The sequence below is a fragment of the Proteus sp. PR00208 genome, assembly GCF_016238545.1.
Classification (GTDB): Bacteria; Pseudomonadota; Gammaproteobacteria; order Enterobacterales; family Enterobacteriaceae; genus Proteus.
This window is the reverse complement of sequence record NZ_JAEHQE010000007.1, coordinates 118,302-132,349: the sequence shown is the minus strand read 5'-3', so window position 1 is coordinate 132,349 and position 14,048 is coordinate 118,302. Positions and strand designations below refer to the sequence as shown.

Here is a 14,048-nt window from a genome sequence, read left to right as displayed (position 1 = left end):
ATAAGTATTTTAATGAAATTAAAATATTTTGGAATTTGAGATAGAGATCAAATAAAAAAACAACATTATTTTTTATCTTTTAGTGATATGATTAATTTATATTAAAATAGTATCTAAGTAAAAACCCCTAAACGTGGTTACGTTTAGGGATTTTGTTTTACTCAATAAATTTCGCTTCTGCAATTAATAATTTATCAATTGATGATTGGCATAAATAAGGCCTCAGAGCATCAAATTTCTTTTCTGACCATTGGTAAATCTTTAAAGATAAAAGTTGCTCAATAACTTTTGGCTCAAACCGATATTTAAGGTGTCGTGCGGGTGTTCCTCCAACAATGCTATAAGGTTCAACATCTTTGGAAACAACGCTATTAGCCGCAACAATAGCACCTTCTCCAACCGTCACACCAGGCATTATCATTGCACGCATTCCTATCCATGCACCATCATGAATATGAGTATCACCTTTACCAATATATGCCTCTTCAATTTTATCCATAAAAGGATAAAGAGAGAACCAATCCATACGATGTGTATGGTTTCCTCCCATTAATATGACGGCTTGCGCACCAATGCAGACATAATCGCCAACATATAATTTATCAATTTCCCACAATGGCTCCCATTGCAGACTAGCTTCATCACCATAAAGATAGCGAACAACAGAGGTCTCAAAACCCTCATCCCAACAATCACTGTAATAGCTGTGTTGTCCTTTGATGATAATATTTTTATTTTTAACCGTTTCGTGTAGATATTCTACACGCGACCAATGTTTATTTTTCATAATATGACTCGCAATAAATTAATGAGTCATCAAAGAATGCTTAATTCTCTGATGATGTGTTCGCATTCAAAACACATCGTCTTAAGCAATCCTTGGTTGAAGCAATAAGGGATTTTTTTTCATCTTATTTACGACCAATTATTACAACGCAATTCAATTATGCTTGCTGTTTATGCGCATCATCATAACGGTTATTAAAGAAAAAGCCACGGTTCCCCTGAATAACACCCTGTTATTCCCCGTGGCTTGGTATCACTATTTAAAAAAGTCTTTGCTACCATGAGGCGCACAACGTAAATATTGAGGCGCTACTTTTATGGTTTGTTTGAGTTTTTCCGCCGCATGCCAAGGCCAACGAGGATCATAAAGAATACCTCGGCCTAAAGCGATAAAATCAGCCTGCTCTGTAAGTAAAATGGCTTCGGCTTGTTCTGGCTCAGTAATTAGACCAACAGTAATAACAGGTAGTTGCGTTTCATTATAAATTGCTTGAGCAAATGGTACTTGATAATTAGGACCTAGTTTAATTTCTTGTTTTTCTGATAATCCACCAGAAGAAACATGAATATAATGGCAACCTAATTCTTCAAGATGTTGTGTTAACGCAATCGCACTTTCTAAGTCCCAACCGCCTTCAACCCAATCTGTCGCAGAAATTCTGACACCAACACAAACATTATCAGAAACTGCATTTTTCACGGCGACAAAGACATCCACTAATAACCGGCTACGATTATTAAAATCGCCACCGTATTGATCCGTTCTGTGATTTGATAATGGAGATAAGAATTCATGCAATAAATATCCATGAGCACCGTGGATCTCAATTACATCAAATCCTGCTGACTCCGCTCTTCTCGCAGCATCAACAAAAGCTTGTTTTATTTCTTCAATTTCATCAATAGCCAAAGCATGAGGCTGATGATTCTTTCCAAAAGGAATTTCTGAAGGTGCAACTTTCTGCCATCCATTAGGAGAATCTGGCGCTAATGACGCTCCGCCATTCCAAGGTACATCGGTCGATGCTTTACGTCCTGCATGTGCAATCTGTATACCAATTTTTGCAGATGAATATTGCTTAACATTATCAACAAGTTTTTTTAATTCACTGCCATGTTGATCCGACCAAATACCTAAATCTTTATAACTAATACGACCTCTAGGCTCAACCGCTGTTGCTTCAACAATCACTAGCGAAGCACCTGATAATGCTAGCTGCCCGTAATGTATCGTGTGCCATGCTGTCGGGTAACCTTCTTGTGCTGAATATTGGCACATAGGTGCAACGATAATACGGTTATCTAACTGATGGGGGCCTAGTTTTTTAGGGGAGAACAACAAACTCATTTAAAGCCTCCTGCTATCAATAAGAATTTATGCAAAGAAAAATATCTTCGCTTTTCGATATACCATTTAAATATACAAGTTTAAGGCTATCGGATCTTATTCATTTAGGCGATGGTTTACTTCACATTGTGAAAAACAAAAAGATCAGCATCAATTGCTGATCTCTTTTTTAATTAATCATTAGATTTGGCTGGTTTCACCAATAACAGTGAAAAGCGTCTTGCGATCGGCAAGACGAATAAAACAGTAGGAAAAGCAATCATCCAAGAGATCCCCCAAGAAGTTAACCACGGGGAGATAACGTATGTTCCCATTCCTAACGATTTGACGGTACTAATAAAAGCAACAATACCTGACATGATAAAAGAAAGGAAAAAGGGAACAAGAAAAATCATTGCTCGAGTAGGAAGTTTAGGAATACCTAAAAAGTAATTTTTGTCATGAAAAGACATAGATAAAGACTCCAATAATACGATTGTACAACAGCACATAACTGCCGATACAACAGGCTAAAAAAGTTATATGCGTTGATTAACGTAAACGCTTACGAGTCTTTTTGACCAAACTGAGAGCTAGTTTATTAATAAATATTTCTTTGTCAACTAAATTATTCTCATTATCATTTAGGTGATAATTGATAAAATTAAGATTAGTGAAAGATGAGAAAACACGATACGGTTTTCTCATCTTTTCCCTACCAATCTCGTGTTGCAATTAACTCTTCTATATCAGCATTCTCAAAACCATATTCATCAGCGATAACGCAAAAATCCTCAGCAATACACTCTCTTGCTACTGTTTCAATTTCGCTATTTTCTTCATAAAACTCTTCCGCTAACTCATTAAATTGATCTGTTGTTTCTTGCGTTAGAATATAAAGTTCTGCCAAATTTTTAGGTGAAGTCGCTTCTATTTTTACACAAAGTGCTTTTAGTAAATCTTGCCCTTTCTTTACAAGGTGTGTTGGATAATAATTATCATTTTCCATTCCCTTTAAAAAATAATGTGCGGCAAGTACTTTATTTTTAATCATGAAAAATATCCTTATCTAAGTATTTATCTTAAGGTCATTAAAGTGCACTTATTATCTTAATTACGGGAAAGTATATTACGTTTATTAATTAAATGTCTCGCTTTTATTTCTATGAATTTATAGAATTCTGACCAGCAAACGGAAAATAGGCAATTAATTAAAATGGCTAAAAAAATACGATTTATATTTCTTTTTTTGACGATTGCACTGCTCTCTTTTTTGATCATTAATAAATATTTCCAAAACTCACCTTTAGCGACATGGTACTTCTATGGCAATAACGGTGAATATATTACAGGTCATTACTACCCACCAACAGAAAATGATGCAACAGATGCCGTGATTTCCATTCCAGAAAAACCAACTAAAGAAGGTTTAACAATAACACATTGGGATACTTGCAGTATTGAACTGAACATTGATAATAAAACGCTTAATATTTCTTATTTTACTGATGGTCTTATTCAAGCCTCATTATCAACAAAAACCACACCTTATGTTGCATTAACTGAGCTGTATTTTTATCAACCTGATGATATGCATTGGTCGATAAATCGATTAGAGGATGGAACATACAAAGGTTGGATGTGGGATAATGTTGCAAATCAGCTTATTTCCTTTCGTTATCAGGAAGATAAAACAACAATTATTGATGGTACAAAATATACATTGATGCCAGAAAGTTATTGGCTATTTCAACGTTGGGCTAATGGCGTTTTGGTGGAAGAGTACACATTAGATGATTTACCAGCAAAAGATAACTTTATTCCTGATATAGATAAACAAAGGCTGATTCAAGCAAAAGCAGAGCTTCAAACCACGGTGAATGAATTAGTGGCGCCATTAAATTTACCATTTAACTTAATGTTGTGGGATAACTCACTTTGTCAGTGATAACATCATGTGAAATGCTCCCAGAGGGTTGGGAGCATTTCTGACACAGAATGATTTAATTTATACTAAATAACACCATCTAATTTCATGTAAATTCCTTTTATTAAAAAATCAATTCCTTTCAAGTAGTTAATTTTTACTGCAAGAGTATAGATGAATAGAGTAAATAATTTAAATCTAATAAAAATGTTGCACAACAGGGATATATTAAAACAGTTATCCAATTTCAATAAAAGAATAAGACATAAATTTAATAGTTATATTATTCAATAAAATTGATATTTTATATTTATATTGTTTTAAATATAAAAACTTATTTAGTCAATGTTAATTTTTAATAATCTTCTCTTTTAAACCTAAAGTATCTTAAATAAAGTATTTAAGTTACCTTAGCATAATAGAGTGAAGTATTTATTATTCACATTAGATTAATTATGCTAATTCTATCTAAAATAGATCTTTAAATTTAACATTAAATGCCTTAACGTGATAAATATGAAATAAATAGCATACTTATCTCAATCCATTCCTGAAAATTCTAGTCATTTATTTTTAGTAAACCGTATTAAATAAAAATTTATCTTACATTAAGAGTTCATTAATCAAACCTTGCTTTACATTTTATTATATTGCTCAATTTTTATTTGGCTCTTATACTTTCTTAAGACGATTTTAGGTAGGTATTATTATGAATATTTTATTAGTTGAAGACGATTTACAACTCGGTAAAGCGCTTTGTCGCGGGCTTGAAATTGCTGGTTTTCAACCATGTTGGGTCAGATTGCTTGCGGATGCTCGTGTTCAATTAAGTCAACGCCCTTTTGATTTAATGCTATTAGATTTAGGTCTACCTGATGGTGATGGGCAAGATGAGCTGATTGCACTTAGAAAAAGTGGCGAGAAAATTCCGATTATTATTTTAACTGCCCGCACTCAAATTGATAATTTAGTACAAACATTAGATTCAGGCGCAGATGATTTTTTACCAAAGCCTTTTGCTATGCCTGAACTTATTTCTCGCGTAAAAGCGGTTAGTCGTAGAATGGCCGGTTTTTCTTCACAAATATGGTCTATTGGCGATTTACAGCTTAATCCAGCAAACCATCAAGTCACTTTAAATAACGAATTGCTTTTATTATCAGGTAAAGAATACCAACTATTATATGAATTAATGCGTAATACTGACAATGTGGTGCGTAAATCAGAGTTGGAACAGCGTTTATTTGGTTTAGACGATAAAATTGAGAGCAATTCCCTTGAAGTACATATGCATAATTTACGGAGAAAAATAGGCAAAGAACGTATTATCACGGTTCGTGGCGTAGGTTATTTATTAAAAAAAGAAACTAATTAAATGAAGATCCGCTCCTTCTTTATTTACACCATTGTCCTTCAGATTATCTCCATCGTTATGCTTTGGGGCGTTTGGTTAGCTTGGATACAATTTGATTATCTTGCTGAGTTCGAAAAAGTGTATAACAAACAGCAAGAAATTATTGCTGAGGGTTTTGCTAATACCTTAGAGATTGTTGCTGACCAGCCTGAAGTTCTCAAAGAAGTCGCTCATAATTTACAAGGCATGTATATCGACGCCATGCTTAATGGTGAAGATGATGAACTACAATATTTACCGTGGTTTATTGCCTTAGATGAAAATAATACTCTGATTTATACTAATCGTCCTGAGTTGCCTATCCCTACAAGAGTACTTTCATTAGCATCAGAAAAAGTGTCTGTCGCAGGTGAAAAGTGGATACTCTCTTTTAGCTGGGGAGAAAAACATAAAATAAAAGTGTTTATCGGTGAATCGGTTGAAGACAGAGGCCATGTTATTGGTAACCCTGTTGAAGGCACCTTTGTTCCTTTTCTATTTATTCTCGCAACTGTTATTTTTGCAATCTTAATTACTGCTTATTTTAGTTTACGCCCTTTAAGACAAGCAGCAGAACTTATTTCTAATCGTAAACCACGTAATTTAACGCCTATTAATGTCAGTCAGCAATTTAAAGAAATTCGCCCTATCTTTAAAGAGCTAAACCAATTAATGGCAAGAATTGACGCTGCTAATATTCGTGAAAAACAATTTATGGCCGATGCCGCCCATGAATTAAGAACACCAATAGCTGCGGTTATTGCTCAATTACACCTGCTTTCTTTAGTCGATGATCAGCAAGAGCGTGAAGAAATTATTGATGATATGAAACAATCTCTTGATAGAGCAGCAGCACTTTCTCATCAATTAATTGATCTGGCGCGATTAGAATGTGACGATTTCCCATTAAAAATAGAATCTATTGATATCTATAACGTCATTGGAAATGCAATAGCACAGCGCGTTCCTTATGCGATTACTAAAAATATTGAGTTATCACTTAATGAAGGCCAAAGTTTAACACTTAAAACAGATAAACAGGCTTTACTCTCTATATTTAATAATCTGCTTGATAATGCCATAAAATATTGCCCTGAAGGTAGCCAAGTTGAGGTAACTATTGAGAATCGATACGCCGAAGGGATACATGTTATCGTGCGTGACAATGGCCCTGGTGTCGCAAAAGAACATATTAATGCTCTATTTTCACGTTTTTATCGCGTTCCTGGCTCTAACGAAACAGGTAGCGGATTAGGTCTATCTATTGCACAAAATCTCGCTAATAAAATTCAAGCATCACTCATTGTTACTGAAGGACTGAATAATAAAGGAATTGGCTTTATTATTGTTCTACCTTTAGAAGCTAAATCATCAGAAAACGATTAATAAATAGATAGATAACCGATGTTCCAGAATAAAGGAGGTAATTATACCTCCTTTTTATTTTATCGCGATGAGGCTCTAATGAGTGTTATCCCCAAAGATTAATTAACCAACGTAGGCTTGCTGTCACTATTGCTGCACTAAGCACAATCATAATAAAGGGCTTTTTCTGCCAAGTAAGTACTCCCGCGACACCAACACCAATAATTTTTGAAATATCAGCAAGTTGGTCACCATCAAAAAATGTCGATGTCATCGCCACCGAAAACAGAATAACAATCGCAGATAATGAGAGGAGCTCTTTAACCCTCTCTGATATACCTGCTTTATTATTGAGCAATATTCCGGAAAGACGCATGGCGTATGTACCAACAGCAAGAATAATAATTCCTGTAATAATAGAAGCTGTGGACATTATATTTTCCTTATCACAAACAGTACGCCTAATAGCGATAATAAAACAGGTATTCCAGCAGGAAGGAATAATGTGGTTACGAGTGCAATAATGCTCCCTATGATTGCAGCATGACGTGTTAGTTTATTTTTTAATGCTGGCAAACTTAATGCGAGAATAATAGCTGGAAACATCGCATCCAGCCCTAGCATCTTTATATCTACGATAAATGACCCCAAGTAAACACCAAGCATGGTTCCCAAAGGCCAAACAAGTAAAATTCCTAACCCACAAGCCCAAAATGCTAATTTATTTTGTTCAGCGGTACGTTGAGATAAACCAAATACAACACTCTCATCATTTAATATATGAAAACCTAATAATGATTTAAGCCCTTTTCCTGGTAAATCCTTTACTGCCATGCTAAAAGGAATATGTCGTGCATTCACCATTAATCCCGCAAGAGCCGCATATATTGCACTTCCTCCCATTGCCACAACGCCAATAAAAAGAAATTCAGAAGCGCCCGCCAAAACAAAAATGGATAACACCAACGGCACCCAAAAATCAAAACCCTGTGTGTGAGCTAAAGCACCATAAGAGATACCGACAATACCGTCAGCTAATGAAACAAGCACAATATCTCTAAGTACGTTATTATCAAGACGACTGTTAATTTGCATAGAATATAGTATTTTTTATCGAACCATTCGTTCATTATGTTGAACGATTTATTTTTTTGCAAGATGATTTTTGAAGGAAGCTATGATGTCATCACCTTGTGCGCCTATTGAAATTATTTCTCAAGCACTAGCTAGAGAAAGAAAAAAAGCGGGTCTTTCACTTGCTGAAATAGCAAGACGAGCTGGTGTTGCAAAATCAACATTATCTCAATTAGAAGCGGGACAAGGAAATCCAAGTATTGAAACACTTTGGGCAATTTGTGTTGCGTTAAATATTCCTTTTTCTCAACTTATTTCAGCACCACAACCTGAAGTTAAGGTGATCCGTAAAGGTGATGGCTTTAAAATTAGTGCAGAAAAAGCGTACTATCATGCTTTTTTACTTTCATCCTGCCCTGTAGGCGCAAAGCGCGATATATACACCGTGATTGCACAACCTGGGAAAGATAGAGTCTCTGATCCTCACAGTAAAAATGTGACTGAACATATTATTATTATCAGTGGAAGCGCAATGGTAGGTACTTTAGATAATCAACAAGAATTACAACCCGGTGATTATATTTGCTATCCCGGTGACGTCACTCATGTATTACGAGCTTTAGAGCCAGATACAACTGCCGTCATGATTATTGAGCATCATAATTAACATAGTAAAACGAATTAACATAGTAAATTGTAAATTTACCGCACTGCTATATAGCAATAAAAATCTGAAAGCAGTGCGATAAATTCGATAGAGAATGTCTGTCTAGACAATTATTTTTTAAGTGCTTTATCAAGGTAAATCTCTCGTAATCGTTGAGATAAATGCCCAACGGCTCCCTGATTTATATCTTCATTGTCGATTGAAATAACTGGCCAAATTAATGTAGTCGCAGAGCTAATAAAAGCTTCTTTTGCTTTTTTCGCTTCATCAAGTGTAAATCGACGTTCTGTTATTTTAAGCCCTTCTTCTTGCGCCAATTGAATAATCGCTTGGCGTGTGATACCAGGTAAAATATCCTGACTTAGCGGCCGTGTAATAATTTCATTATCACGATTAACAATAAAAAAGTTACTTGAACTGCCTTCTGTTATATAGCCATCTTTAATTAAAATAGCATCGTCAGCACCTTGTTGATGTGCATAGTTTTTTGCTAAACACGCCGCTAATAATGCCACTGTTTTAATATCGCAACGTTGCCAACGAATATCTTCAACACTGATTACTGAAATCCCTTTTTTTGCATTAGGATGATTAACAACTGTTGAATGTTGTACAAAAGCAACTATTGTGGAAGGAACAGATGAAGATGGAAAATCAAAAAAACGAGAGGAATCAGTACCTCGTGTTATTTGTAAATAAATAAGCCCTTCATGAAGATTATTCTTTTCGATAAGTTGATGATGAACATCAATTAGCAACTCTTTGGTAATAGGAAGCGATAAACCTAATTCTTTGCATGAACGCTGTAAGCGTTGAAAATGCCCATTAAAGTCAATGAGCTGACCATCAATAACAGCAGTAACTTCATAAACGGCATCTGCAAATAAAAAACCACGGTCAAAAACAGATATTTTAGCCTGCTCTTTAGGTACAAAGTGACTGTCTAAATACACGATATCAGACATTTTACCTCCGTTATAAATTTTATTAACAATCTATCTCAATTCACTACCTTACTCCTTCAATTTTCTATTTTAAAGATGCTCCCCTCATCCTTACCTCTTTTTAATTATAGTTTTATGTAACTAAGTCATGTTATATAAGCAAAAATTGCTATAATTTAACTTATGTATCAAATATAAGGATAAGAGGTGGCTATGTTAGATATTAATAAAAATAATTTATCTCAGCTAACAGAGAAACTGGTTAAAAAACAATGTACTTTAATGACTGTTATTGCCACATTGGGCTTTATTGCAGGTTTTATCTGTATAATTAACCCTCTTTCTTCTGGCATTGTTATCAGTGTATTACTCGGTGTTGTATTTTTTGCCTGTGCGATATCCAGCATTATTGGTGGTTTTAATGCTCAAGTTTCTTCTGGTTGGTCAATGTTGATTACGTTATTAACGGGTTTTATTTATCTTCTGCTTGGCTATATTTTTGTCACTGATCCACTAAAAGGTATGCTTAGTCTCGCCTTTTTTATCGGCTTCCTATTTATTTTTGCGGGTATACTGCGTCTAAATATAGGCTTTAAACAAATCAAAGATAATTTTTATGGCTGGTTTAATATCTTGGTTGGATTTTTAGATTTAGTAATTGCCTATTTCTTAATTGCTTTTGGCCCTGAAACCTCAGTCGCACTCGTCATGGCGTTAATTGGTATACAACTTATTTTAAGTTCTATCACCATTTTATCGATAATAAATGCGATAAAACGAATGACTCACTAATTGACTATTTAGTGATAATAATCTTATTGATGAAACATAGACAAAGAGCCACGCAAGGTGGCTCTTAAGTATAAAGCAAAATAGATTTGTATTAAGCACAAGGTAAGCGCAGAGATACCGTATACATATTTTCTCCGCAAAGGTAACAATTTCCTGTTTTTTCAAATACCATCACTTGGATACCAAGTTGCCCTACTTCAATATTAGGCAATGCATCAGCCAAAATACTCTCTAACGCAGGCTCAACGATCTCAACCATATTAATAGGATCGTTATTAGGTGTTGTATCGTGTAAGAAATTACCTAAACGAGGATCATCAGCGTAGATTTCTAATGTTGAGCGATATACCAACGTTCTTTCACTACTATTTACCTTAGAATAACCATTAAAAATGATAACCATTTTTTGGATATTCATTTTCGCTACACGATTTTTAATTTGTAAACATAAAGAAGGAACAAGTCTAATATTGACAGAATTAAAGTAGCGATCGCAAATCTGAGGAATAGTGACACTAATACAAGGCTTGGGCGCAATATTTTTAATTTGCTTACTGCATTCCCCAGTTAAAGAGTTATCAACAATAATACGCTCACGTCGAGAAAAACAGATATTATCGAAGATATCAACAGTGAAGAAAGAAATGTAATGAATGCCATTTGTTAATGACTGGTTCTCTAATCTCACAGAAACGGCTGATTTATCAGTACATGGCAACATCTTAAGTTGATCATTAAAATAAAACCCAACTTGGGTGCTTTCACTAATATCACGACCTAAAATAAGATTAGCGTTAACGCAATAGTTCTCACTATGATAGCTGAGAATACCATTTAATGTTGCAGGCACTTTAGGAGAAGGTAATTTCTCCGTTGTCATTTCAACATAATAATCTCTGGATTTAATTGGCTTATCTAGATCTTCACTATTTTCAGTTTCGGCATGAAATATAGCGACTTGTTTCGGTTCACTCTTTTTAAATTTGACTTTAAAATTCGCAATACCGTATTTATTCGTTTTGCCAATATTAATTTTCTCGCCATCAGAATTATAGATTTCTGGCTCAACAGCCAATGTACTATTCTCTACATTGTAAGTTAATTTAACCTCTTTATTTTGAACATCTTCACCTTCTTTATCTTGAAAATGCACCACAAAACTTTTAGAAACACTCTCCCACTGACTTGGCCATTGCATAGATTCTGAACGTATTGTCAACAAGTCATCAAATTGTTCACAATTACTCGATGAACAGTCAGTGTTAGGATTGGTTTTAGGTGGGGTAACACGAATTTGTATTGGTGTGGCGTAATAAACAATATTCTCATTATCCTCATCTTTTAAGATCAATTGTAATGACGCCACACCACTGCGATTACCCGTTAAAGAGATTTCTGTTTTGCTGTTATCCACTATTGTTATGTAGACATCTTTGTTGTTTGGTAAAATTAAAATACCTTTCGGACTTGTGCGCCATTCAGCCAAACGTAGATTAATCCCCGTTACACTAACTTCATATTTGATAACTCGATTCAGTTTTACTTCGTTATCAGGCTCATCAGGAGATGATTTTATCTGATTGAATTTAATATCCACATCAGCATCAATAACGGCTTGAGCATGGGCACCATAAACAGGTGGTGTTAGTGCTATTGCACTTTTCTCACCTTGTAAAATTTTTTGTAAACGTTCTTCTTTTGTTTCGATATTCATTGAGTGATTTCCTTTCTTTTTCCGATTCCATTTTTAGCTTAAAGCAAAAAATTTGAGTGAAAATCACAATAGAAAAAAGTCAACTAAGCATTGTTGTTAGATGAAAGTAAAAAAGAGAAAATAAACAATAAGATAAAGAAAGTTTTCAATAGAAAACCCTCTACTTGATCGATAAAAAACATCTTTAAAATAAAAAATAATTTAAATTTTAAAATATTTTTGTATAAAGCTATTGACTGTTATGGAAATGTGATTAAAATCAATCTTAGAAAATATTTGTGACATGAATCACATTTTATTAATAGGACACTTAATATGAAATCAATGACTTCTTTTATTACTAACCTGCACCAAGTTGTTGTAAAATTATCATCAACTCGTTTACTGTAATTATTTGATTTAAAAATAAAATACAGCATAAAGCCAGAAATAGCACCCTCATCGCACAAAAGACTATTTCTGGCTTTTATTCACTCTGCTACGCTTAATTATCATCTCGTTTACCCTCACATTTGTCGTAACAAAAAATTCACCTTCTTGAACTAAGCTCTCGTTTCTATACTCTTAATATACGACCCACATTAACTATGAGGATATTTTATGCAGCAGCAACTGCTTACATGGATACGTCAATTCAATGAGGAGTATGCCCAACTCGCTTCTCTACTACTCGTTTTAGCCATTATTTTTCTTGTCGCAATCATTCTTCATTTTATTTTGCACAAGTTGGTCTTACCTAAAATTTCCAAAGCCATAAGTCAGTACGATCAGAAATGGCAACTTTCTCTAGAAATAAATAAACTATTTAGTCGTTTTGCGTTTTTAATCCAAGGCGTTGTTGTTAATATCCAAGCGCTGGTGTGGATGGGATCAGGTAAAACACAAGAGATCCTCACCACCAGCGCCCAAGCGTGGTGCTTAATTTTTGGCTTGTTGATGCTTTTCTCTATTATGGATCTCTGTATGCAGATCATGAGAAATTCATCCTCATTTGGCCGATTACCATTAAAAGGTATTTTTCAAAGCTTAAAACTCGCCGCCTCTGTGCTGATTGGGATAATGATTATTTCCCTACTTATTGGCAAATCACCTCTTATTTTACTCAGTGGTTTAGGCGCCATGACGGCTGTATTAATGTTGGTGTTTAAAGATCCTATTATGGGATTAGTCGCTGGTATTCAATTATCTGCAAACAACATGATAAGCCTTGGTGACTGGTTAGAAATGCCTAAATATGGTGCTGATGGCGCCGTTATTGATATTAGTTTAACAACGGTTAAAGTGCGTAATTGGGATAATACAGTTACAACTATTCCAACTTATTCTCTAATTTCAGACTCCTTTAAAAACTGGCAAGCAATGACAAAATCAGGAGGACGTCGTATTAAACGAAGTCTTGCTCTTGATATTAACAGCATCCATTTTTTAGATAAAAAGCAACTTGATGATCTAGAAAAGGCCCACTTGTTGACTCCTTATATAAAAAATAAGGAAAGTGAAATTAATCAATTCAATGCAACCTTGGGCAATGAATATCAAACACCATTAAATCAACGTGGCATGACCAATATTGGAACCTTCCGTGCGTATGTTGAAGCTTATTTAAAAAACCATCCTAATGTTCATAAGCAAATGACAATTATGGTAAGACAATTAGCCCCAACCTCGGATGGGCTTCCCATTGAAATTTACGCTTTTACGAACACCACCGTTTGGGTTCAATACGAGGCGATTCAATCAGATATATTTGATCATATCTTTGCTATTTTGCCTCAATTTGGCTTAAGAGTTCACCAATCTCCAACCGGAAATGATGTAAGAGCACTCAGATTACCTGTCGAAAATAATCCGCAATAAATCATTTTTGTATAAAGTAAAAAAGGAGAATTATTCTTCTTTTTTACTTTTCTTATTAACAAATATTTTTAATCTCTTATTTTGTTATCATGTTAACAATCTTGTTTTTCTATATATTAATAATAATCGTTATATTGTTTTTTATACACCGATTGATTGTTTAATCCTATTTATTTGATATTTCATTTACCACTAAAGTGGT

The 14,048-nt window shown here is 34.4% G+C and carries 14 protein-coding genes; 6 read left to right on the top strand and 8 right to left on the bottom strand.

The window, feature by feature from the left end; genetic code table 11:
• Positions 1–157 precede the first annotated feature (157 nt).
• The 4 genes from JEP36_RS07380 to JEP36_RS07365 form a co-directional block, all read right to left on the bottom strand.
• Positions 158–787, bottom strand: coding sequence for a CatB-related O-acetyltransferase (locus tag JEP36_RS07380; RefSeq protein WP_198619809.1), 630 nt, complete (start codon positions 785–787; stop codon positions 158–160).
• A gap of 255 nt (positions 788–1,042) precedes the next feature.
• Positions 1,043–2,134: an NADH:flavin oxidoreductase/NADH oxidase gene (locus JEP36_RS07375; protein ID WP_198630038.1), complete on the bottom strand. Its 1,092-nt coding sequence runs from the start codon at positions 2,132–2,134 to the stop codon at positions 1,043–1,045.
• 173 nt (positions 2,135–2,307) lie between these two features.
• A complete protein-coding gene (locus JEP36_RS07370; RefSeq protein WP_109373827.1) occupies positions 2,308–2,586 on the bottom strand; it encodes a DUF2798 domain-containing protein in 279 nt (92 codons plus the stop codon).
• A gap of 242 nt (positions 2,587–2,828) precedes the next feature.
• Positions 2,829–3,167, bottom strand: a complete 339-nt coding sequence (locus JEP36_RS07365; protein ID WP_198630037.1) for a DUF5713 family protein — start codon at positions 3,165–3,167, stop codon at positions 2,829–2,831.
• A gap of 162 nt (positions 3,168–3,329) precedes the next feature.
• On the opposite strand from JEP36_RS07365, the gene JEP36_RS07360 reads away from it, so the two are divergent.
• The 3 genes from JEP36_RS07360 to JEP36_RS07350 all read left to right on the top strand — a co-directional run bounded on the left by JEP36_RS07360 (position 3,330) and on the right by JEP36_RS07350 (position 6,819).
• Positions 3,330–4,061 carry a hypothetical protein gene (locus JEP36_RS07360; RefSeq protein ID WP_198630036.1) on the top strand — a complete coding sequence of 244 codons (732 nt, stop codon included), beginning with the start codon at positions 3,330–3,332 and terminating at the stop codon, positions 4,059–4,061.
• A gap of 688 nt (positions 4,062–4,749) precedes the next feature.
• A complete protein-coding gene (locus JEP36_RS07355; protein WP_198619805.1) occupies positions 4,750–5,415 on the top strand; it encodes a response regulator in 666 nt (221 codons plus the stop codon).
• Positions 5,416–6,819, top strand: a complete 1,404-nt coding sequence (locus tag JEP36_RS07350; RefSeq protein WP_198619804.1) for an ATP-binding protein — start codon at positions 5,416–5,418, stop codon at positions 6,817–6,819.
• An 85-nt stretch (positions 6,820–6,904) separates the two neighbouring features.
• On the opposite strand, the gene JEP36_RS07345 is transcribed toward JEP36_RS07350, so the two are convergent.
• Together JEP36_RS07345 and JEP36_RS07340 are read right to left on the bottom strand one after the other, a co-directional pair.
• The gene (locus tag JEP36_RS07345; RefSeq protein ID WP_198630039.1) at positions 6,905–7,234 is read right to left on the bottom strand and encodes an AzlD domain-containing protein; all 330 of its coding nucleotides are present in this window, start codon (positions 7,232–7,234) and stop codon (positions 6,905–6,907) included.
• Complete coding sequence (locus tag JEP36_RS07340; RefSeq protein ID WP_109373833.1) at positions 7,231–7,893, bottom strand: AzlC family ABC transporter permease; 663 nt, start codon at positions 7,891–7,893, stop codon at positions 7,231–7,233. Before JEP36_RS07340 ends, JEP36_RS07345 begins: the two co-directional genes overlap by 4 nt.
• Before the next feature lie 85 nt (positions 7,894–7,978).
• Here JEP36_RS07340 and JEP36_RS07335 point away from each other — a divergent pair, with 85 nt between their 5' ends.
• Entirely contained in the window at positions 7,979–8,539 is a 561-nt protein-coding gene (locus JEP36_RS07335; protein WP_109373834.1) for a helix-turn-helix domain-containing protein, read from the top strand.
• Between the two features lie 110 nt (positions 8,540–8,649).
• Here the strand turns inward: JEP36_RS07335 and JEP36_RS07330 are convergent, their stop codons facing one another.
• The gene (locus tag JEP36_RS07330) at positions 8,650–9,504 is read right to left on the bottom strand and encodes a D-amino-acid transaminase (RefSeq protein ID WP_198619803.1); all 855 of its coding nucleotides are present in this window, start codon (positions 9,502–9,504) and stop codon (positions 8,650–8,652) included.
• Between the two features lie 192 nt (positions 9,505–9,696).
• On the opposite strand from JEP36_RS07330, the gene JEP36_RS07325 reads away from it, so the two are divergent.
• Positions 9,697–10,275 carry an HdeD family acid-resistance protein gene (locus JEP36_RS07325; RefSeq protein WP_198619802.1) on the top strand — a complete coding sequence of 193 codons (579 nt, stop codon included), beginning with the start codon at positions 9,697–9,699 and terminating at the stop codon, positions 10,273–10,275.
• 91 nt (positions 10,276–10,366) lie between these two features.
• Here the strand turns inward: JEP36_RS07325 and JEP36_RS07320 are convergent, their stop codons facing one another.
• Positions 10,367–11,989, bottom strand: coding sequence for a hypothetical protein (locus tag JEP36_RS07320; protein WP_198619801.1), 1,623 nt, complete (start codon positions 11,987–11,989; stop codon positions 10,367–10,369).
• Between the two features lie 600 nt (positions 11,990–12,589).
• Between JEP36_RS07320 and JEP36_RS07315 the strand changes: the two genes are divergently transcribed.
• Entirely contained in the window at positions 12,590–13,846 is a 1,257-nt protein-coding gene (locus JEP36_RS07315; protein WP_198619800.1) for a mechanosensitive ion channel family protein, read from the top strand.
• Positions 13,847–14,048 lie beyond the last annotated feature (202 nt).

What these genes read in the sequence shown, in the direction of transcription:
- JEP36_RS07380 (WP_198619809.1), bottom strand. Translation starts at nt 787, where the DNA reads ATGAAAAATAAACATTGGTCGCGTGTAGAATATCTACACGAAACGGTT.
- JEP36_RS07375 (WP_198630038.1), bottom strand. Translation starts at nt 2,134, where the DNA reads ATGAGTTTGTTGTTCTCCCCTAAAAAACTAGGCCCCCATCAGTTAGAT.
- JEP36_RS07370 (WP_109373827.1), bottom strand. Translation starts at nt 2,586, where the DNA reads ATGTCTTTTCATGACAAAAATTACTTTTTAGGTATTCCTAAACTTCCT.
- JEP36_RS07365 (WP_198630037.1), bottom strand. Translation starts at nt 3,167, where the DNA reads ATGATTAAAAATAAAGTACTTGCCGCACATTATTTTTTAAAGGGAATG.
- JEP36_RS07360 (WP_198630036.1), top strand. Translation starts at nt 3,330, where the DNA reads ATGGCTAAAAAAATACGATTTATATTTCTTTTTTTGACGATTGCACTG.
- JEP36_RS07355 (WP_198619805.1), top strand. Translation starts at nt 4,750, where the DNA reads ATGAATATTTTATTAGTTGAAGACGATTTACAACTCGGTAAAGCGCTT.
- JEP36_RS07350 (WP_198619804.1), top strand. Translation starts at nt 5,416, where the DNA reads ATGAAGATCCGCTCCTTCTTTATTTACACCATTGTCCTTCAGATTATC.
- JEP36_RS07340 (WP_109373833.1), bottom strand. Translation starts at nt 7,893, where the DNA reads ATGCAAATTAACAGTCGTCTTGATAATAACGTACTTAGAGATATTGTG.
- JEP36_RS07335 (WP_109373834.1), top strand. Translation starts at nt 7,979, where the DNA reads ATGTCATCACCTTGTGCGCCTATTGAAATTATTTCTCAAGCACTAGCT.
- JEP36_RS07330 (WP_198619803.1), bottom strand. Translation starts at nt 9,504, where the DNA reads ATGTCTGATATCGTGTATTTAGACAGTCACTTTGTACCTAAAGAGCAG.
- JEP36_RS07325 (WP_198619802.1), top strand. Translation starts at nt 9,697, where the DNA reads ATGTTAGATATTAATAAAAATAATTTATCTCAGCTAACAGAGAAACTG.
- JEP36_RS07320 (WP_198619801.1), bottom strand. Translation starts at nt 11,989, where the DNA reads ATGAATATCGAAACAAAAGAAGAACGTTTACAAAAAATTTTACAAGGT.
- JEP36_RS07315 (WP_198619800.1), top strand. Translation starts at nt 12,590, where the DNA reads ATGCAGCAGCAACTGCTTACATGGATACGTCAATTCAATGAGGAGTAT.